Source organism: Microbacterium sp. GbtcB4, from assembly GCF_019091465.1.
Classification (GTDB): domain Bacteria; phylum Actinomycetota; class Actinomycetes; order Actinomycetales; family Microbacteriaceae; genus Microbacterium; species Microbacterium paraoxydans.
In genome coordinates this window covers 194,674-214,477 of the sequence record NZ_JAGXJJ010000008.1, presented here as the reverse complement: position 1 = coordinate 214,477, position 19,804 = coordinate 194,674, and the positions used below count along the sequence as shown (strand labels likewise).

The window sequence follows — 19,804 nt, the reverse complement described above, 5'->3', positions numbered from 1 at the left end:
ACGTTGAAGGCGTCGGCGGCGCCCGCGTCGCGCCAGTGCGCGAAGGGGACGGCGACCGTGCCGGCGACGCCGACGACGGCCACGAGCTGCGTCACGAGGAAGTACGACCAGTACATGCCCGCGTCCTCGACGAGGCTGGCGCCGATGGCCTCCAGCGTCGGGAGGACGAAGGAGGTGGTCCACGCCACGATCTGCCAGAGCAGGGCCGCGATCACGAACGTGATCAGGGACGGCACCCAGGAGCCCCAGCGGAGCCACCCGGGGATGCCGCGGCGGGGCTGCGCCTTCAGCCGGGCGGTGGCGAGGGTGGCGGTGGTGTCTCTCATCGTCAGCTCAGACATGGGCTTTCTCCGTCTGCGCGCGCAGCGCACCGCGCACGACTGCCTCCAGGTCGCGGAACTCGTCTGTCGCGTACGCCTCCTCGGTCCGCGGCCGCGGGAGGTTCACATCGATCACCTCGGCGATGCGTCCGGGGTGGGCCGCCATGACCACGATGCGGTCGGACAGCATGATCGCCTCCGGCACCGAGTGCGTGACGAACATCACGGCCTTGCGGTTCGACTGCCAGAAGTCCAGCAGGGCGATGCGCTGCAGGTCCCGGTTCATCTCGTCGAGGGCCGAGAACGGCTCGTCCATCAGCATGATCGCCGGATCGAACACGAAGGCCCTGGCGATCGCGGCGCGCTGCTGCATACCGCCGGAGAGCTGCCCGGGGTACTTCTTCAGCGCATGGCCGAGCCCGAACGTCGACAGCAGCTCGGCCGGGTCGCGGAGGGCGCGGTCGCCGTTGGCTCCGCGGTTGATCCGCACGGGGAGCTCGACGTTCTCGCGCACCGTCTTCCACGGCAGCAGCGCCGGGGACTGCGGGACGAGACCGATCTTCTTGTCGCGGGAGGCCGCCGTGACGCTCTCGCCGTCGATCGTGACGGTGCCGGAGTCGGCGTCGAGGAGTCCGGCGACCACCTTGAGCAGCGTGGACTTGCCGCAGCCGCTGGGGCCGATCACCGACACGAACTCGCCCATGCCGATCGTGAGGCTCACGTCGTCGAGCACGGTCACCTGGGCTCCGTCGACGCCGAAAGCCTTCGAGACGTTCCTGACCTCGACGCCCGCCCCCTGTGCTGCGGTCATCACTTCTCCGCCCAGATGAGGGTGTCGCCGTCGTACAGGTCGGCCACGAGATCCGGGTCCATCATGTCGGCGATGGCGGGGAGGTCCTTCACGTCGCCGTACTCCTGCACGATCTCGTACTCCGGCTGCCACATGTCCGCCGTCTGCACGCCGGGGTTGCCGCCCGCGCTCTCGCGCACCCAGGCCGACTCCACCTCCCACGTGCGGGCGAGCTGATCGCGCGGGAATGCCGCACCCTGGCCGTTCTCCTCCGCGAGGGCCGCCAGCATGTCGATGCACTCGTCCGCCTCGTCGAGACAGAACTGCAGGGCCTTGAGGCTCGCGCGCATGAAGTCGGCCGCGACCTCGCGGTGCTCGTCGAGGAAGCGCGAGTTCACCTCCATGACGTTGTACGTGCCCTCGACGCCGAGGTCGGAGGGCAGGAACTCGCTGAACGGGAGGTCCTGTGCCTTGAGCGTCTGCGGCTGGTTGGAGGCGTAGCCGACGATCGCATCGACCTGCTCGCGCACGACGACGGTCGGGTCGTAGTTGGTCATCTTCACCATCTCGATCTTCGAGACGTCGACGCCGGCCTCGTCGAGCATGGCCGAGGCGATGGGCGTGAGGTTGATGAAGTACCCGAGCGAACCGCCTTCGAGGTCGGTGAGGTCGGTGAGCTTCTCGTTGCCGAAGATCGAGAACGGCGGGGTCGTGCCGTAGGTCGCGACCGCGGTGAGGTTCTTGCTGTTCGCCGCGGCGAGCATCACGTCGGAGGCGGAGCCGAGAGCGGTGAACTGCGCCTGCCCCGAGGCGACGAGCTGCTGCCCGTTCGCGCCGGAGGCGTTGATCTCCACGTCGAGGCAGAGGTCGTCGAAGTAGCCCAGCTCCTTCGCCAGGAACACGTCGAGCTGCCCGGCGCTGGCGGAGTACCCGTAGCCGGAGATGTAGGTGATGGTGCCGGCATCCTGGTTGCGCTGACAGGCGTCGCTGCCGCCCGCGCTCGTGGGGGCGGTATCGCCGCCGGGCGCCGGCGAGGAGCATGCTCCGAGCGTCAGCGTGGCGGCGAGAACGCACGTCAGGGTGGCAGTGGTGCGGAATCGGGTTTCCGCAGAGGAAGTAGCCATGAGGGTCCCTTCTCGGCCGTTCGTCATTGATGGCTCGATGAAAGTAACATAGTCAATCTTGACTAAGCAAGATCAAACTAAGTTTGTGCGGTCGAGCGGAGCGGCCAGGCAGGCCACCAGCCGTCGTCGAGTCCGCTCAGCAGGGCCGCCGCGCGCTCGTGATCCTCGGCGGAGTGGTCCGGGGCGGGGCCGGAACTGCTCTCCCGCCGCTCGCCGTCCGGCGACCGGATCTCGGTGTACAGCCACGCACGGCGACCGACGGGGTGCTTCTCCCGGAAGCCGCCAGCGGCGATCGACAGCACGATCCGCTCCAGCTCGTCCGCCGCGGTCTCGGCGGTCTCATCGCACGCATCGCAGATGCACGACGGCACGATCGCGTGGAACAGGGCGCCCGCCTCGATGCTGACGGAGGGAACGGTCGGCGTGAGGATGACTCGCGCACCGCACGCCGGTGCGAGCACGATGCGTTCCGTCCCGTCCTCCCCCGACTCTCGCCGCGCCTCGACCTCGTACTCGCGGGAGAGGTGCTCGACGAGCGCATCGACCACGAGAAGCAGCGGCGCGAAGCGCTCCGGGTGGCTCTCCCGAGAGTACGACTCCTCCGGCGCGATGCCATCGGGCCAGCGGCGTCCGTAACGGATGACCTCGCCGCTCTCGTCATGGAAGTCCAGGAGCGGGAGAGCAGGCCGGACATACGCGCGCGCCGGGATGACGACGACCGCGGGAGCGGAATCCTCCGCGGACAGCGCTCTCATCTCCTCGTCGTCGAGGTCGTCCTGCTCCCACGACGCGAGCATCTGCAGAAGCGCGTCCCGCTGCTCGGGCTGCTGCACCATCCCCTGCACGAGGCCCGCGACCGGGATCGAGAGGGTGTTGGTCCCGATCTCCGGCTCGCCCGTCATCCGCCATGTCGCGGCCGGATGCACGACCGCGATGACGTTCCCCACGAACCGCGCCGCCGCGGTGGCCAGCCGGTCGCTCTCGAGGACCTCCGGATGACCGGCGATGAAGTCCCACGTCGCCCCGAGATCGACGGCGAGCGCTGCAGGGTCGTTCCCCTGGCCCCGCGCGAACTCGACGAAGGGCTCGAAGCCGTCGACGAACCGGACCGGCCCCGGAGCGTCCGGCTGCGGGGGCATCCACAGGATCGCGGCGGCACCCGCCTCGGGCATCGGACCGAAGGGACCGGGGAAGACACCGCTGCTCATCGACCGAGCGTACCGAGCGGGATCACCGGGGCGCGTGAGACTCCAGGAACTCGTACACGTCGGTGGTGTCCACGCCGGGGAATGCTCCCGTGGGCAGAGTCGCCAGCAGCGTGCGCGGGGTCTTCACGTTGGGCCAGGAGTTCTCGCGCCACCGCTCCTCCAGCTCGGCGGGGGCCCGGCGGCAGCACACCTCGACCGAGTGCTTCGACACACCGCGGTGCGGGGTGTCCCTGCCGACGAACCACCTCGTGTCGTCGAACCGCACCCCCACGCTCACCGAGTGCAGGCCCTCGCTCGACGCCTCCACACGGGCGGTGCACCAGTAGGTGCCGTTGCCGGTGTCGGTGTACTGGTAGTACGGATTGAAGCGGTCGTCCTCGTCGAACACCACCCGGGAGGTCCACCGGCGGCAGCACATCTGCCCCTCGATGGCGCCGAGCCGGTCGGTCGGGAAGTTCACGTCGTCGTTCTCGTACGCCTTGGTGATCGTGCCCGACTCGTGCACCTTGAGGAAGTGGACGGGGATGTCGAGGTGCCGGGTGGCGAGGTTCGTGAAGCGGTGCGCCGCCGTCTCGTACGACACCGAGTACGCGTCACGGAGGTCTTCGATGGAGATCGCGCGCCGCTGCTTCGCGTCCTGCAGGGCAGGGACGACGTCGGCCTCCGGCATCAGCAGGGCGCCGGTGAGGTAGTTCGTCTCGACGCGCTGGCGGAGGAACTCGGCGTAGCTGCGCGGCTCGGCGTGCCCCAGGATGCGACTCGACAGCGCCTGCAGGACCGCGGTGCGGGCATCCCCCTTGGCCGGCACGCTGCTCGACAGGTACAGCCGGCCGTTGGCGAGGTCGGCGACGCTGCGGGTGGTCTGCGGCAGGTCGGCGGCGTAGTGGAGGGTGAAGCCGAGGTACGCCGCGATCTCGGATGCGGTGCGCTGGGTCAGCGGCCCCCCGGGATGACCGACGGCTGCGAGGATGTCGGCCGCCTTCGCCTCGAGGTCGGCGAAGTGGTTGTCCTGGCGGCGCATCAAGTGCCGGAGGTCCACATTGGCGCGCCGCGCCTCCTCGGGCGTCGCGGCGCGCTCGTCCTTGAGGCGGTCGATCTCGCCCTGCAGGGCGAGCAGCGCCTTGAGCGCCTCCGTCGGCACGCTCTTGGCGATGCGGAACGGCGCGATGCCCAGCGCCTGGAACGTCTGCCCCTTCATCGCGCGTTCCAGGGCGATCTCGATCGCGCTGCGCTCGTCGAGCGGCTCCCCGGAAAGCAGCGCGTCGATGGTCACCCCGAGCGCGCGGGCGATGGCCTGCAGCTGCGTGAGCTTGGGCTCGCGCTTGCCCGTCTCGATCATCGACATCTGGCTCGGCGCGCGATCGACCGCGGCGGCGAGCTCCTCGAGCGTCAGGCCCCGTGCTGTGCGCAGCTGGCGGATGCGTCGGCCGACGGTGAGGGCGTCGGCGTCTTCCGTGGTGTCGTCCATGTCGGATCCTCTCGGCCCACCGTCCGCGTCGGTGCGGGATCGGGAACGCTCCGCGCGAGACCGCGCCGGGGTCTTTTCTGATCCCGGCAAGCCGGGTGAGCGGGGCGTGAGGGCCGAGTCTGTCACAAAAGCAGAAATTCGCGCAAACTTCTCCTGGATCCGGCGTGGGAGAGCAGGGGAACTTCACACAGAGTGGAGGCACGCCATCGGCACCGACGCCGATTCCCATCCGAGGAGACACCATGACGAACACCGCAGCGACCCCCACCCCGCGCCCCGCCGGCCTGCGCGCCGGCGACCAGGTCCAGACGGCCGCGGAGCTTCAGGAGATCTGGGACACCGACCCGCGGTGGGACGGCGTCGAGCGCACCTACTCCGCGGAGGACGTCATCCGCATCCGCGGCTCGGTCCGCGAGGACGCCACCCTCGCCCACCGCGGCGCGGAGAACCTCTGGAACCTTCTGCACACGGAGGACTACATCCGGGCTCTCGGCGCCTACACCGGAGGCCAGGCCGTGCAGCAGGTGCGCGCCGGGCTGAAGGCCATCTACCTCTCCGGCTGGCAGGTCGCCGCGGACGGCAACCTCGCAGGACAGACCTACCCCGATCAGTCGCTCTACCCCGCGAACTCGGTCCCGGCGGTCGTGCGCCGCATCAACAACGCCCTGCTCCGGCAGGACCAGCTCGAGCACGCCGAGGGCGAGATCACGCAGGACTGGCTCGCGCCGATCGTCGCCGACGCCGAGGCGGGTTTCGGCGGTCCGCTCAACGCCTACGAGCTCGCGCAGTCCCTCATCCAGTCCGGTGCCGCCGGCATCCACTGGGAGGACCAGCTCGCGAGCGAGAAGAAGTGCGGCCACCTCGGCGGCAAGGTGCTCGTGCCCACGCAGCAGCACATCCGCACGCTGAACGCGGCACGACTCGCGGCGGACGTCGCCGGCGTTCCGACCGTCATCATCGCCCGCACGGATGCCCTCGCCGCCGATCTACTCACGAGCGACGTCGACGAGCGCGACCGGGAGTTCACCACCGGCGAGCGCACGTCCGAGGGCTTCTACCGGATCCGCCCGGGCATCGAGTCGGTCATCAGCCGCGGCCTCGCGTTCGCCCCCTACGCCGACCTGCTCTGGGTCGAGACCGGGGAGCCGGACATCGCGCTGGCACGGGAGTTCGCCACCGCGATCCACGCACAGTTCCCCGGTAAGCTCCTGGCCTACAACTGCTCGCCGAGCTTCAACTGGAAGCGCCACCTGTCGGACGCCGAGATCGCGACGTTCCAGCAGGAGCTGGCAGACCTGGGCTACAAGTTCCAGTTCATCACCCTGGCCGGGTTCCACGCCCTGAACCACTCCATGTTCGATCTCGCCCGCGGTTACGCCGAGCGCGCCATGAGCGCCTACGTCGAGCTGCAGGAAGCCGAGTTCGCCGCCGAGGCCGACGGCTACACCGCCACCAAGCACCAGCGCGAGGCGGGCACCGGCTACTTCGACGTCATCTCCACCGCGCTCAACCCCGACAGCGCGACCCTCGCCCTGGCCGGCTCCACCGAGACCGCCCAGTTCCACTGATTCTCCCCCGAGACCCCCGGTTCTCGTCGAGACCCCGCCCCGCACACGCCGGGAGCGCGGGGTCTCGACGACACCCCGGGGCTCGGCATAAGGCAAAGGACACCATCATGACCACCGCACCGATGCAGACGACCCGGCAGGGGCCCGCGATCGAGATCGCCGGGCCGATGCGCGATCGCTACGACGAGATCCTCACCCCGGAGGCGATCGCCTTCCTCACCGAGCTCCACCACCGATTCGCCTCCCGCCGCCATGACCGGCTGGCCGACCGGATGCGCCGCCGCTTCGAGATCGGCAACGGGCACGACCCGCAGTTCCGCGAGGACACCGCGCACATCCGTCAGGACACCACCTGGCGCGTCGCCGGCGCCGGCCCCGGGCTCGAGGACCGCCGCGTCGAGATCACCGGCCCCACCGACCCGAAGATGACCATCAACGCCCTGAACTCCGGGGCTCGCGTCTGGCTCGCCGACCAGGAGGACGCCACGAGCCCGACCTGGAAGAACGTCATCGAAGGGCAGCTGTCCCTCCGCGACGCGATCCGGGGCGAGCTCTCCTTCACCTCCCCCGAGGGCAAGGAGTACCGCGTCACCGCCGAGCGCACCCCCACGATCGTGATGCGCCCGCGCGGGTGGCATCTGCCGGAGAAGCACCTCGCCTTCATCGACCGCTCCGGCCGCCAGACCTCGGCGTCCGGCTCCCTGGTCGACTTCGGCCTCTATTTCCTGCACAACGCGCAGGCGCTGATCGAGGGTGGACGCGGACCGTACTTCTACATCGCGAAGCTGGAGTCGAGCGAAGAGGCCAAGCTGTGGGACGACGTCTTCTCCTTCAGCGAGGAGTACATCGGCATCCCGCACGGCACCATCCGCGCGACCGTGCTGATCGAGACGCTGCCTGCCGCGTTCGAGATGGACGAGATCCTGTACGAGCTGCGCGACCACTGCGCGGGCCTCAACGCCGGGCGCTGGGACTACATCTTCTCCATCATCAAGAACTACCGCGGCCGCGGCGCCCGCTTCGTGCTCCCCGACCGCAGCGAGGTCACGATGACGGTGCCGTTCATGCGGGCCTACACCGAGCTGCTGGTGCAGACATGCCACAAGCGCGGCGCCTTCGCGATCGGCGGCATGAGCGCGTTCATCCCCAATCGCCGCGACCCCGAGGTGACGGCACGCGCGGTCGAGAAGGTGTCGGCTGACAAGAAGCGCGAGGCCGGCGACGGCTTCGACGGCACCTGGGTCGCCCACCCGGACCTGATCCCGACGGCGCAGGCCGAGTTCGACGCCGTGCTCGGAGACCGCCCGAACCAGATCGACCGCCAGCGCGACGACGTGCACGTAGAGGCACGCGACCTGCTCGACCTGCACATCGGTCGCCCGATCACGGCGCAGGGCGTGCGGGACAACGTCTCGGTCGCCATCCGCTACCTGGAGGCCTGGCTGCGCGGGCTCGGCGCCGTCGCGATCGACAACCTCATGGAGGATGCCGCGACCGCGGAGATCAGCCGCTCCCAGGTGTGGCAGTGGATCCACCAGGACCGCACCACGCAGGACGGCACCCCCATCACGGTCGAGTACGTCGAAGGGCTGATCGGCGAGGTGCTGGACGAGGTCGAGCGACGCGAGGGCGACCGCTTCGACGACGCCGCCGAGATCTTCCGCGAGGTCGCCCTCCGCGAGGAGTTCCCGACCTTCCTCACCCTGGGCGCCTACAGCCGGTTCCTGGTCGACGAGGACTGACGACGCCGGGATGCCGCGGGCCGCGAGGTCCGCGGCATCCTCACGTCCCACCCGGCCCGCACGTGCCCTGCCGGGCGTAGCCTGGAGCCATGATCGCCGTATGGGACAGCATCGCCGAGGAGTTCCTGCACCTCTATCCGCGGGGGCGACGGCTGGTCGCGGTCGCCGGGGCCGACGCCGAGCGTTCGCGCGTGGCCGCGGATGGCCTGGCCGCCGCGCTCACCGCTGCCGGCCAGACCGTCGAGCGCGCACACACCGCGGACGGGGAGGAAGCCGCCCTCCGCGCCGACATTGTGGCGCCGTTCCGCGCCACCGACAGCGACGCCGTGCTCCTCGTGTCCGGACCGGGCGCGATCGTGTCGCCGAGCGCACGCGGGATGTGGAACTACGTCCTCTGGCAGCTCGCCGGAGACGAGCCCCCGCACACCGCGGCGAACGCCCTGGTCGACGTGACCGATCCGGCCCATCCCACCCGGCGTTTCGCCGACTACTGCGCCGTCCCCTCCTCGTTCGAGACCTGAGTCGCCGCGCGGCGACTCAGTGGAACGACGCGGCGACCGAGTTGCGGTGGTAGTCGAACACGATGCTCGTGCGGGTCGATGCCACGCTGCTCTGAGCGGACAGGTGCTCGAGCACGAACTCGCGCATCTCCGACGAGTCGGCGACCGCGATGTGCAGGAGGAAGTCGTCGTCTCCGCCGAGGAAGAACACCTGGATCACCTGCGGCAGCGCGCGCACACGATCCGCGAACTCCACGATGCTCTCCCGTCGGGCGGCCGGGCGCAGGCTGACGCCGATGATCGCCTGGAGTCCGGCGCCGAGCTCGCGTTCGTCGACGCTCGCATGGAACCCGGTGATGACCCCGCGCTCGATCAGCCCGCGCAGTCGTGCGTGCGCCGTCGACGGGGCGACTCCCAGCCGTCCGGCCAGCTCGGCGTTCGTCATCCTCCCGTCGGCGGTGAGGAGCTGCACGATGCGCGCGTCGGTGGGGCCGAGCGCGGGCGCCCGAACGCTGTTCGGCTCGGATGACGCGGCGGCGGTGGTCATACGAAGCATTATTCAGGATTCGAGCCTTCGCCGAAGAGTCTTCATCGAATCTGTCAATGTCTCGACGTTTCTGCGATCCTTGGCTGCACCCTGCGCCCCGACACCTGGAGGATCGATGAAGATCGGCGTCCCGACCGAAGTCAAGAACAACGAGAACCGCGTCGCCCTCACCCCGGCCGGCGCCGATCGGCTCGTGCGGGAAGGGCACCGCGTGCTCGTGCAGTCCGGTGCCGGCGTCGGGTCGAGCATCGACGACGACGCGTACCGCGCGGCCGGTGCCGAGATCGTGGCGACCGCCGCCGACGCGTGGGGAGAGGCCGACCTGCTCATCAAGGTCAAGGAGCCCGTCGCCGAGGAGTACGGCTTCCTGCGTCCCGACCTCACGCTCTTCACCTACCTCCACCTTGCGGCCGACCGCCCGCTGACCGAGGCGCTCGTGGCGGCCGGCACGACCGCCGTCGCCTACGAGACCGTGCAGCTGCCGGATCGCACCCTGCCGCTGCTCGTGCCGATGAGCGAGATCGCCGGCCGCCTCTCCGTCATCATGGGGTCCCACTCGCTGCTGCGCTCGCAGGGCGGTCGCGGCATGCTGCTGGGTGGCATCGCCGGCACCCCGCGGGCGAAGACCGTGGTGATCGGCGGCGGCGTCGCAGGTGAGCACGCCGCGGCGAACGCGCTCGGACTCGGCTCGAAGGTCACCGTCGTCGACGTGGCGCTCCCCCGGCTGCGCGAACTCGAGCACCGCTACGGCGGCGCTCTGGAGACGCGCGCTTCCAGCCGGTACGACATCGCCGAGGAGCTGACGACGGCGGATCTCGTCATCGGATCCGTCCTGATCCCCGGCGCCGCGGCTCCCAAGCTGGTGACCGACGACATGGTCGCGGCCATGAAGCCGGGGTCCGTGCTCGTCGACATCGCGATCGACCAGGGCGGCTGCTTCGAGGGCTCCCGTCCGACCACGCACGACGACCCGACCTTCGCGGTGCACGACTCGATCTACTACTGCGTCGCGAACATGCCGGGAGCCGTGCCGACGACCGCGACCCGGGCGCTCACGAACGCCACCCTCCCCTACGTCTCGGCGATCGCGGCCAAGGGCTGGGAGCGGGCGGCCTCCGACGACGCTGCCCTCGCGAAGGGCCTCAACGTGCAGGGGGGACGCATCACGCTGGACGCCGTCGCCCAGGCGCACGGCCTCTCCACCGACTGACCTGTCGAACCCGAAAGAACCTCGGATCTTGGCGGCATCCCACACCTCCCCCGCCGTATCGACCCGAGTACGCTCGTAACCGTGACCGAACGCGCTCCTCTCTCCCGCAAGCTGTCCGCCATCGCCGAGTCCGCGACCCTCAAGGTCGATGCCAAGGCCAAGGCCCTCAAGGCCGAGGGCAAGCCCGTCATCTCGTATGCCGCGGGCGAGCCCGACTTCGCCACGCCGCAGTTCATCGTCGATGCGGCGGCCGAGGCGCTGGCCGACCCCGCGAGCTACCGGTACACCCCCGCTCCCGGACTGCCGGCGCTGCGCGAGGCGGTCGCCGCCAAGACGCTCCGCGACTCCGGCCTCGAGGTCTCCCCTGGTCAGGTCATCGTCACCAACGGCGGGAAGCAGTCGGTGTACCAGGCGTTCCAGGCGGTCGTGAACCCCGGCGACGAGGTGCTGCTGCCGGCCCCGTACTGGACGACCTACCCGGAGGCGATCCGTCTCGCCGACGGCACCCCCGTCGAGGTCTTCGCCGGCGCCGACCAGGAGTACAAGGTGACCGTCGAGCAGCTCGAGGCGGCGCGCACCGATCGTACGACGGTCCTCGTGTTCGTGTCGCCGTCGAACCCCACCGGTTCCGTGTACACCGCCGAGGAGACGAAGGCCATCGGCGAGTGGGCGGTGGAGCACGGCATCTGGATCATCAGCGACGAGATCTACCAGAACCTCACCTACGAGGGCGTGAAGGCGACCTCGATCGTGGAGGCCGTGCCGGAGGCCGCGAACCAGACGATCCTCGTCAACGGGGTCGCCAAGACCTACGCGATGACCGGCTGGCGTGTGGGCTGGATGGTGGGTCCGGCCGACGCCATCAAGATCGCCGGCAACCTGCAGTCGCACCTCACGAGCAACGTGAACAACGTCGCGCAGAAGGCGGCGATCGCGGCGCTCAACGGTCCGCAGGACGAGGCCGAGAAGATGCGCGAGGCCTTCGACCGCCGCCGCCAGCTCATCGTGTCGGAACTGTCCAAGATCGACGGACTCGTGGTCCCGAACCCGCTCGGAGCGTTCTACGTCTACCCCGACGTGCAGGGCCTGCTCGGTCGCACCTGGGGCGGCGTGACTCCGACCACCTCGCTGGAGCTCGCCGACCTCATCCTCGACCAGGCCGAGGTCGCCGTCGTCCCCGGTGAGGCGTTCGGTCCGTCGGGCTACATCCGCATGTCGTACGCGCTCGGCGACGACCAGCTCCTCGAGGGCGTGCAGCGCCTGCAGCGTCTGTTCTCCTCCTGACCCGAGACCCCGCTTTAGCGCCGAGACCCCCTCGTACCTGCGCAGGTACGAGGGGGTCTCGGCGTGAATCCGGGGTCTCGGGTCAGTCCTCGGGGTGGAAGCCGATCAGCCAGCGGACGCCGTAGCGATCGACGAGGGTGCCGTCGACGTCTCCCCACGGGCGCTGCTGCAGCGGGTCGATCACGCGGCCGCCGGAGGCGAGGCGGTCGTACCAGCGGGTGAGCGTCCCCGGGGCGGCGGCGCCGAGGAGCGAGAGGAACATCCCGCTCATCTGCACCGCGTCGTCATCGGCGCCCGCGTCGGCCCCGGCGAGCTCGACCAGCCCGCTGAGCTGTCCGTGCGCGACCGCATCGCCCGGGCCGTCGTGACGACCGGCGCTCGCGTAGTCCATCAGCTGGAGCTCGCCGCCGAAGACGTCGCGGTAGTGGCCGAGCGCTTCTGCGGCATTGCCGGGGAACAGCAGGTACGGGATCAGTCCGCTCATCCCGCGAGCGTAGTCCGCCGTGGCCCCGGTCACCACCCGCCGGAGACGCCGAACGGCCGCCACCCGGAGGCGACGGCCGCTCGTGCGGACGGGTCAGGAGACGGGGATCACCGCGTAGAGGATCCAGGTCAGCGCGAAGCCGGTCACGCCGAGCACCGTCGTGAGCGGCGTCCAGGTGCGCAGACCATCCTTCACCGAGAGGCCGAGGTACCGCGTGACCACCCAGAAGCCCGAGTCGTTCACGTGACTGAGGCCGAGACCGCCGTAGCCGATCGCGACCGCAAGCAGCGCGGTGTGCACGGTGTCGAGCCCCATCGCGGAGACCGACGGCAGCAGGAGCCCCGCGGTCGTGGCGATCGCGACGGTCGCGGACCCCTGGGCGGCACGCATGATGAGCGAGATGAGGAAGGCCGCGAGCAGCAGGGGCATCCCGCTGGACGCGAGCACCTCGGCGACCGCTCCACCGATCCCGGTCTCGGTCAGGACCCGACCGAAGGCACCACCGGCACCCGTCACGAGGATGATGACCGCGGCGGCCGGCAGCGCCGACTCCATGACCTCGCCCAGGTGGGCGGCGGACCAGCCGCGGCGCACGCCGAGCAGGTACATCGCGGCGGCGATCGCGACCATGAGCGCGAAGATCGGCTGGCCGACCATGCTGAGGAATCCGTTCCAGAACGTCCCGGCCTCAAACAGCGGCGCGACCGCGGTACCGAGCATGATGAGCACGAGCGGCAGGAGGATGAGGCCGAGGACGGTGCCGGCGCCCGGCGCCTTCTCGCCCTCGCCGAGTCCGCCGGTGAGCGTCGACTTCTCCGTCCCGAAGTTGTCGTACATCTCCTTCGTGGCCGCGAGCATCGCGAACTCGCGGGTGTTGATCCACTTCGCCACCAGGTAGGACAGCACGCCGAGCGGCACGGAGATCGCGAGGGAGAAGATCGTCACCCAGCCGATGTCGGCACCGAGGATCGCGGAACCGCCGACGATGCCCGGGTGCGGGGGCACCGCGACGTGCACCGCGAGCATGATGCCCGCGACCGGCAGGCCGAACTTGATCGGGTTGAGACCGGCCACCTTCGAGAAGGCGAACACGATGGGGATGAGGATGATGAAGCCGGCATCGAAGAACACCGGGATCGCCAGGATGCCGGCGGCGATGACGAGCGCGATGCCCACGCGCTTCGGGCCCAGCCAGCTGGTGAAGCGTCCGGCGAGCGACTCGGCGCCGCCGGACAGCTCGATGATCTTGCCGAGCATCGAGCCGAGGGCGACGAGCACGGCCACCGAGCCGAGGGTGCCGCCGACACCGGCGATGATCGCCTGGATGACGCCGAGCTGCTCGGGGGTGTCACCGTCGGCGGGGATCGTGGTCAGCGGTAGACCTGCCGCGATGCCGACGATGATCGACACGAGGATGAGGGCGTAGAACGCCTGCATCTTGAACCGGATGATGAGCAGGAGCAGCAGGCCGAGGCCCGCCAGGCCGATCAGGATGAGGATCGGAAGAGGAAGCATCTCTGGATCTCTTCTTTCAGTGAGGGCGCGACGTCGCGCTCAGGACAGTCGTTCGGGTGCGACGACGCGGATGACGGCGGAGTCGTCCAGGGCCCCGAGGCCCTGCGCTTCGCCGAGGAGGAACAGCTGCTCGGCCGCGGCAGCGACCGGCGTGGACAGGTGCGCGCGGCGGGCGGCGTCGCCGACGATGCCGAGGTCCTTGACGAAGATGTCGAGGCGGCTGAGCACCTCGGCGCCGTCCTCGTCGTAGGCCTGCAGGGCGCGCGGACCGCGGTTGCCGAGCATGAAGGAGTTCGCGGCACCGGCCGTCAGCGCGTCCAGTGTGCGGGCGCGATCCAGTCCGAGGGCGTCGGCGAGCGCGAGCGCCTCCGCGGCCGCGGCGATGTGCACGCCGCAGAGGAGCTGATTGACGGTCTTCAGCGCCTGGCCGTCCCCGGGCTTGTCGCCGACGATGGACAGCGTCGAGGCGAGCTGGTCGAGCACGGGCCGCGCGGTCTCCAGAGCGGTCGGGGTGGCGCCGACGACGATGAGGAGGTCGCCCTCCCCGGCACGGACCGGCCCTCCGGACAGCGGAGCGTCGACGAGCTGCGCACCGTGCGCGGCGAGCTGGGCGGCGATGGCATCGATGCCGTCCGTGCCCACCGTGCTAGTGAGGATCACGACCGCGCCGTCCGCGAGGTGCGGGGCGAACCCGTCCTCGCCGAAGAGCAGCGCCTCGAGCTGCGCGCCGGTCCGGACGGCGACCAGCACCGCGTCGGCACCGTCCACGGCGTCGGCTGCGGACGCCGCCGGCGTGACACCCGCCTCTGCGGCGAGGGCGACGCGTTCGGCAGCGATGTCGAAGCCACGCACCGCGAAGCGCTCGGCGAGGCGGGTGGCCATCGGCAGCCCCATGGCGCCGAGTCCGATGACAGCGACGGTGGATGTCATGAGTGTCCTTCCGGGTTGTTTCCATCGTCGCCTGCGAGCGTGGCGACGACCGTGACGAGGGAGTCCGCGTCGCCGACGTTGCCGGCGAACACGACGTACGGGATACCGACGGCAGGGCCGGTCTCCGGCTGCCACAGCGACACGAGGCCGGGCAGCATGGGACCGAGCACGGTGGCCCGGCGGATCTCGAGGGCCTCGCTCGCGACATCGCTGGAGGTGATCCCGCCCTTCGCGATGACGAAGCGGGGCGGAGCGATGGCGAGGACCCGACGCACGAGCTCGACCACGCCGCTGGAGATGCGGCGGGCGATCGCGAGGCTCTCGTCGCCGTCGGCACCCGTGACGAGTTCGCGGGTGGTGTGCACGATCACGGTCCCCGTGGCGAGCGCTTCGGCGACGGCGTGCGCCTGCGTCTCGAGGTGGGTCTCGCGCTCGGAGCCGATGAGGGCACGCACGTCGAGTTCGATCGTGCGGGTGTTCGGCCGGGCCGCTGTGAGAGCTTCGAGCTGAGCGGTGGTGAGCGGCACGTGGCTGCCGACGACCACGAGGCCACCGCGATCATGCGCGAAGGGGATGTCCTCCGCGCGCACCGGCTCGGCGATCTCCTGTCCGATGTGCGCGCGCACGTAGGGCGGGCCGACTCGGAGGAGCACGTCGCGGTCCCGCAAGCGGTGCAGCGCGAGCGCGACGACGCGCATGTCCGATTCCTCGACCACGTCGACCACCACGACCGTGCCGTCGGTCAGTCCCTCGAGGAAGCCGGCCACGGCGTCCACCCCGGCGCGGATGGTGCGGATGTCGAGACCCGCGACCGCGGACGCCGGGATGCGTCCGCCGGTCTTCTCGGCGACCCACTCGCGCAGGTCGGAAGAGCCGTAGCCGAAGGTCGCGTCCGCCGCGAAAGGCGTCTCGCCGACCGGGGTGGCCTCGCCGTCGGTCACCCAGTAGTGCACGGAGTCGACCGTGATGCGCCCGGCGTCGGGGAACGCAGGGACGAGCAGGGTCAGTGCGGGGGTGCGGCCGGTGCGGGCACCGACCTCCGCCGAGAGGACATCGGTCTCGAGCGGGAAGTGGCCGCGCAGCGTCGAGTCGCCCCGGGACACGAACGTCACGCGCCGCCCCTGGGCCTCGGCGGCGGCGAGGGCCACGTCGACGATCTCGCGGTTGCGGGCGGCCGCGGCCTCCTCGTCGAGGGACCGGGTGTTCGTGAGCACATAGACGGCGGCGGCGCCGGTCGCGAGCGCCTCGTCCAGGTCTGCGCGCTCCCATCGGGTGAGGACCGGGAGGTTCGCGACCGACTGCGTGCCGGTCGGGTCGTCGTCGAGGACGAGGAGCACGGCGGCGGGGTCGACCTCGGTGCGGACGTCGGCCGCGGTGACGGCGACGGGTGCAGGCAGGGGGGCCAGCAGGTCGTCGATGTGCACACGAACTCCTTCGTTCCGGAAGATGGCCCGTGGTGGGGGCCACGGGCCAGGGGAATCTGCATCGCTATCCGATATCAGATAACGACGAGCGTACCTCACGATCACCGTCCTTCCAAACCGACGGAGAGCGTGCTGCTCAGCGCCCGTGGACGTAGCGCAGCAGGTCGTCGCGGGTCTGGCGCATGTGGCTGCGCATGGCCTGGCGGGCAGCCGCGCCGGACCCGGTCCGCATCGCCTCCAGCACCGCCGCGTGCTCCGCCAGCGCGTGCTCGCGGATGTCCGGGATGGCACTCGTCTCGCTGCGGGTGGCCTGCAGCATCGTCGTCAGCGGACGCATCGAGGCCACGAGGATGCGGTTCTCCGCCGCGCGGATGATCACGTCGTGGAAGGCGAGGTCGGCGGCCACGAAGGCGTCCACGTCGGCCCGCTCGTGCGCCGCCTGCATCTCCTCGAGGAGCGCGGCCATCTCGGCGAGGTGCTCCTCGGTGCGGCGCCCCGCCGCGAACTCCGCCGCCCCGGTCTCGAACATCATGCGCATCTCGAGCATCTCCAGCGAGGAGCGCTCTCGGGCGCCTGCGCTCTGGGCGTGCCGGACGACCGCGTCGAGGCCCGTCCACTCGTCGGTCGGCGCGATGCGGTGTCGGGTGCCGGGCACCGCGACGATCACACCCTGCGCCTGCAGCAGGCGGACGCCCTCGCGCATCGTGAGGCGGGAGACCCCGAACTGCTCCGCGAGCTCCCCCTCGGGCGGCAGCGGCTGTCCGGCTTCGAGCCGACCCGTGATGATGGCGTCGAGCAGACCGTCCACGACGGCCTGCGTCCGCGACACCCGCTCGAGCTTCGTCACAGGTCGACGCCCACCAGAACGGGTTCCGGCTGCAGCACCAGACCGAACTCGGCGTGCACACGGTGCTGGATGAATCGGGCGAGCTCGGCGACCTCGGCCGCCGTGGCGCCGCCCCGGTTGGTCAGGGCCAGGGCGTGCTTGGTCGAGACGGACGCCCGCGAGCGGGGCAGCTTGAACCCCTTGCGGATGCCGGCCTGCTCGATCAGCCAGGCGGCGCTCACCTTCACGTCCGGGGCCTCGGTCTTCGTCGGCGGCACGTGTCCGTCGTAGGAGGCGAGGGGGATGACGGTCACGGCGTCGAGGTCGGGGGCGACCGGCCAGCGCGGGCACTCCGGCGGAAGGGACCGGGCCTGGGCGGCCGTGACGATCGCGTTCTGGAAGAAGGAGCCGACCCCGTGCGTGTCCGGGTCGTCGGCGTCGAGCAGCATGCCCTTCGATGCGCGCGTGGCGAGGATGCGCTCCCGGACCCATACCAGCGGCACCGGGGTGTCGTCGGTCAGGCCGAGAGCGCGTCGCAGCTGCTCACCGCGGACCACGCGTTCGCGGGCGACGAGGAGATCGACCGTGAGGGACAGGATCACGGCCCGGCGCTGCGGCTCGCTCCCGTGATGGTGCTTGAGCACCGAGGTGCGGAATCCGAGCCCGAGCTCGGTCGCCGGAACAGTGGAGATCTCGCCGGAACCCTCATCGATCAGCTCGACCTCGACCAGGGTCTCCTGGATCTCCTGCCCGTAGGCGCCGATGTTCTGCACGGGCGCAGCGCCGACCGTGCCGGGGATGCCGCTCATGGCCTCGAGTCCGGCATAGCCCCGCTCGACCGCGTACGACACCAGATCGTCCCAGCCGTGTCCGGCCTGCGCGCGCAGGCGGATGCGGCCGGCATGCGGCGACGGGAGCTCTTCGATCCCGCTCGTGCGGATGCGGATGACGGTGCCCTCGAACGGCTCGTCGCCGACGAAGAGATTCGAACCCCCGCCGAGTACCAGCCAGGGGTCGCCCTCCGCCCAGGTCTCCCGGAGGACCGCGACGAGCTCCGCCGTCGTCGTCGCCTCGCGCATGCGCGCGGGGGCGGCGCCGGTGCGGAGCGTCGTGAGCTCGGCCAGCCGGATCGGCTCGACGTCGCTCATCGGACGGCGACGCGCAGCTGCGCCTTGACGAGCACGGTGGTGTCGCCGGTCGTGACCTTGAGGTCGATGCGCGCGGACGCATCGTCCACCGCGCCGACCGTCGCGACGACGTGCACGTCGGCGCCGGTCTCGGGGTCGACCACCACGGGCTTCGTGAAGCGCACACCGTAGTCGAGGATCCGGGTCTGCGGGTCGAGCGCGGCGACGACCACCGACGAGGCGATCCCCATGGTCAGCATGCCGTGCGCGAGCACGCCGGGAAGGCCCACCGCGGCGGCGACGTCGTCGCGGTAGTGGATCGGGTTGAAGTCCCCGGAGGCACCGGCGTAGCGGACGAGAGACTCCCTCGTCAGGTGCACGGTGCGCTCGGCCAGCACGTCTCCCACGGTGAACGCGCTCATGCGGTCTCCTCCTCGGCGCCGACGAGGAGCACGCTGGTGGCGGTGACGACGTGCGCGCCCCCGTCGTCGGTGATCTCGGCCTCGCTCGTGATCATGGCGTTGCCGCCCATCATGCGGATGCCGGTGACGCGCAGCTGCGCCGTCAGCTCGTCTCCCGCGACGATCGGCCTGGTGTAGCGGAACCGCTGCTCGGCGTGGATGGTGCGCGCCAAGACGATGCCGGAATCCGGCTCGGCCAGCAGCTGCTGCAGCGTGAGGTCCTGCAGGACCATCGCGAAGGTCGGCGGCGCGACGACGTCGGCGAAGCCGGCCGCACGGGCGGCCTCGACGTCGGTGTGCTGCGGGGCGTCGGCGAAGACGGCGCGCGCGAACTCGCGCACCTTCTCCCGCCCGACGAGGTAGGGGGCGGTCGGCGGGAACTCCCGGCCGACGAGTTCTTGGTTCACTGCCACCCGTCGATCCTACCGAGGCACGCCGACAGTCCGGTCCGGGCGGGGCCGGCGGAAATTGACTCAGCCGCGCCGACGCCCGCGGACGGCCTTGAGGGCCATCTGCACCGCGATCACGACGAGATACGCGGCGAAGAGGAGGTTGCCGACGGTCGGGTCGACGATGGTCGCCAGCCAGGCGCCGAGGGCCGTCGTGGTGCACGCCGAGACGCCGATGAGCAGCGCGGCGAGGAGATCGACGTTGCGGTTGCGGAGATTGCCGACCGTGCCGGAGAGCGCGGTCGGGATCATCATGAGCAGCGAGGTGCCCTTCGCGACGAGGTCGCTCGTGCCGAACGCGAGCATGAGCACCGGCACGACGATCACACCGCCGCCCACGCCGATGAGCCCGGCCAGGATGCCGGTTCCGATTCCCACGACCACCAGGGCGATCCCGGTGAGCCAGGTGAGCTCGAAGACGGCGTCGCGCGAGGGGATGACGAGGAAGAGGCTCACGATAACGACGACGAGGAAGCCGACGAACCCCCAGCGGAGGGCGGTCTGCGAGATCCGCGGGAGCAGGCGGGTGCCGATCTGCGCTCCGACCACGGCTCCGGCGGCGAGGATCAGCGCCGGGATCCAGGCGACGGAGCCCGACGCAGCGTAGGAGATGACCCCGACGGTCGCCGTCGGGACGATCGCCGCCAGCGAGGTCCCGGCCGCGAGCCGCTGGTCGAACGCGAGCAGCAGCACCAGCAGGGGGACGATGACCGTGCCGCCGCCGACGCCGAAGAGACCGGAGAGGAGGCCGGCGAGGAGGCCGATGCCGATGAACGTGGCGTAGGCGCGAGGCCCGCGCTTCAGGACCGTCGCATCGCTCACCGGAC

The 19,804-nt window shown here is 70.5% G+C and carries 19 protein-coding genes and 1 pseudogene; 5 read left to right on the top strand and 15 right to left on the bottom strand.

Annotated elements, in window-relative coordinates; translation table 11 throughout:
• The 5 genes and pseudogenes from KVS71_RS14200 to KVS71_RS14180 all read right to left on the bottom strand — a co-directional run.
• A pseudogene (locus KVS71_RS14200) lies at positions 1-341 on the bottom strand (hypothetical protein); the annotation flags it as partial.
• Complete coding sequence (locus KVS71_RS14195; protein WP_029989074.1) at positions 334-1,131, bottom strand: ABC transporter ATP-binding protein; 798 nt, start codon at positions 1,129-1,131, stop codon at positions 334-336. The gene KVS71_RS14195 and the pseudogene KVS71_RS14200, both read right to left, overlap by 8 nt.
• A complete protein-coding gene (locus KVS71_RS14190; RefSeq protein WP_247641296.1) occupies positions 1,131-2,234 on the bottom strand; it encodes an ABC transporter substrate-binding protein in 1,104 nt (367 codons plus the stop codon). The genes KVS71_RS14195 and KVS71_RS14190 overlap by 1 nt, the downstream gene beginning before the upstream one ends.
• A 77-nt stretch (positions 2,235-2,311) precedes the next feature.
• Positions 2,312-3,442: a DUF6226 family protein gene (locus KVS71_RS14185; RefSeq protein ID WP_029989075.1), complete on the bottom strand. Its 1,131-nt coding sequence runs from the start codon at positions 3,440-3,442 to the stop codon at positions 2,312-2,314.
• A 22-nt stretch (positions 3,443-3,464) separates the two neighbouring features.
• Positions 3,465-4,910, bottom strand: a complete 1,446-nt coding sequence (locus KVS71_RS14180) for a helix-turn-helix transcriptional regulator (RefSeq protein WP_144882372.1) — start codon at positions 4,908-4,910, stop codon at positions 3,465-3,467.
• 242 nt (positions 4,911-5,152) lie between these two features.
• Here KVS71_RS14180 and aceA point away from each other — a divergent pair, with 242 nt between their 5' ends.
• The 3 genes from aceA (at position 5,153) to KVS71_RS14165 (ending at position 8,741) form a co-directional block, all read left to right on the top strand.
• Positions 5,153-6,478: an isocitrate lyase gene (gene aceA, locus KVS71_RS14175; protein WP_060921262.1), complete on the top strand. Its 1,326-nt coding sequence runs from the start codon at positions 5,153-5,155 to the stop codon at positions 6,476-6,478.
• Between the two features lie 107 nt (positions 6,479-6,585).
• Positions 6,586-8,220: a malate synthase A gene (gene aceB / locus KVS71_RS14170; RefSeq protein WP_217584841.1), complete on the top strand. Its 1,635-nt coding sequence runs from the start codon at positions 6,586-6,588 to the stop codon at positions 8,218-8,220.
• Between the two features lie 89 nt (positions 8,221-8,309).
• A complete protein-coding gene (locus KVS71_RS14165) occupies positions 8,310-8,741 on the top strand; it encodes a hypothetical protein (RefSeq protein WP_025102362.1) in 432 nt (143 codons plus the stop codon).
• Between the two features lie 16 nt (positions 8,742-8,757).
• Here the strand turns inward: KVS71_RS14165 and KVS71_RS14160 are convergent, their stop codons facing one another.
• Positions 8,758-9,276 carry an Lrp/AsnC family transcriptional regulator gene (locus KVS71_RS14160; protein WP_217584840.1) on the bottom strand — a complete coding sequence of 173 codons (519 nt, stop codon included), beginning with the start codon at positions 9,274-9,276 and terminating at the stop codon, positions 8,758-8,760.
• Positions 9,277-9,382: 106 nt separating this feature from the next.
• On the opposite strand from KVS71_RS14160, the gene ald reads away from it, so the two are divergent.
• Both ald and KVS71_RS14150 read left to right on the top strand, forming a co-directional pair.
• Positions 9,383-10,477, top strand: coding sequence for an alanine dehydrogenase (ald, locus tag KVS71_RS14155; RefSeq protein ID WP_029989077.1), 1,095 nt, complete (start codon positions 9,383-9,385; stop codon positions 10,475-10,477).
• 81 nt (positions 10,478-10,558) lie between these two features.
• Positions 10,559-11,761: a pyridoxal phosphate-dependent aminotransferase gene (locus KVS71_RS14150; protein WP_025102364.1), complete on the top strand. Its 1,203-nt coding sequence runs from the start codon at positions 10,559-10,561 to the stop codon at positions 11,759-11,761.
• 82 nt (positions 11,762-11,843) lie between these two features.
• On the opposite strand, the gene KVS71_RS14145 is transcribed toward KVS71_RS14150, so the two are convergent.
• The 9 genes from KVS71_RS14145 to KVS71_RS14105 all read right to left on the bottom strand — a co-directional run bounded on the left by KVS71_RS14145 (position 11,844) and on the right by KVS71_RS14105 (position 19,799).
• The gene (locus tag KVS71_RS14145; protein WP_144882368.1) at positions 11,844-12,245 is read right to left on the bottom strand and encodes a VOC family protein; all 402 of its coding nucleotides are present in this window, start codon (positions 12,243-12,245) and stop codon (positions 11,844-11,846) included.
• Between the two features lie 93 nt (positions 12,246-12,338).
• Positions 12,339-13,760 carry a GntP family transporter gene (locus tag KVS71_RS14140; protein WP_217316497.1) on the bottom strand — a complete coding sequence of 474 codons (1,422 nt, stop codon included), beginning with the start codon at positions 13,758-13,760 and terminating at the stop codon, positions 12,339-12,341.
• Between the two features lie 39 nt (positions 13,761-13,799).
• Positions 13,800-14,690: an NAD(P)-dependent oxidoreductase gene (locus KVS71_RS14135; protein WP_217584839.1), complete on the bottom strand. Its 891-nt coding sequence runs from the start codon at positions 14,688-14,690 to the stop codon at positions 13,800-13,802.
• Positions 14,687-16,114 carry a four-carbon acid sugar kinase family protein gene (locus KVS71_RS14130; RefSeq protein WP_025102369.1) on the bottom strand — a complete coding sequence of 476 codons (1,428 nt, stop codon included), beginning with the start codon at positions 16,112-16,114 and terminating at the stop codon, positions 14,687-14,689. The genes KVS71_RS14135 and KVS71_RS14130 overlap by 4 nt, the downstream gene beginning before the upstream one ends.
• Positions 16,115-16,250: 136 nt before the next feature.
• Complete coding sequence (locus tag KVS71_RS20460; protein ID WP_025102370.1) at positions 16,251-16,961, bottom strand: FadR/GntR family transcriptional regulator; 711 nt, start codon at positions 16,959-16,961, stop codon at positions 16,251-16,253.
• Positions 16,958-18,088, bottom strand: a complete 1,131-nt coding sequence (locus tag KVS71_RS14120) for a UDP-N-acetylmuramate dehydrogenase (protein WP_217584838.1) — start codon at positions 18,086-18,088, stop codon at positions 16,958-16,960. The genes KVS71_RS20460 and KVS71_RS14120 overlap by 4 nt, the downstream gene beginning before the upstream one ends.
• Positions 18,085-18,489 carry a MaoC/PaaZ C-terminal domain-containing protein gene (locus KVS71_RS14115; protein ID WP_217584837.1) on the bottom strand — a complete coding sequence of 135 codons (405 nt, stop codon included), beginning with the start codon at positions 18,487-18,489 and terminating at the stop codon, positions 18,085-18,087. The genes KVS71_RS14120 and KVS71_RS14115 overlap by 4 nt, the downstream gene beginning before the upstream one ends.
• Positions 18,486-18,941 carry a MaoC family dehydratase N-terminal domain-containing protein gene (locus KVS71_RS14110; RefSeq protein ID WP_036292129.1) on the bottom strand — a complete coding sequence of 152 codons (456 nt, stop codon included), beginning with the start codon at positions 18,939-18,941 and terminating at the stop codon, positions 18,486-18,488. The genes KVS71_RS14115 and KVS71_RS14110 overlap by 4 nt, the downstream gene beginning before the upstream one ends.
• Before the next feature lie 60 nt (positions 18,942-19,001).
• Complete coding sequence (locus KVS71_RS14105) at positions 19,002-19,799, bottom strand: sulfite exporter TauE/SafE family protein (protein ID WP_025102380.1); 798 nt, start codon at positions 19,797-19,799, stop codon at positions 19,002-19,004.
• Positions 19,800-19,804: the final 5 nt, after the last annotated feature.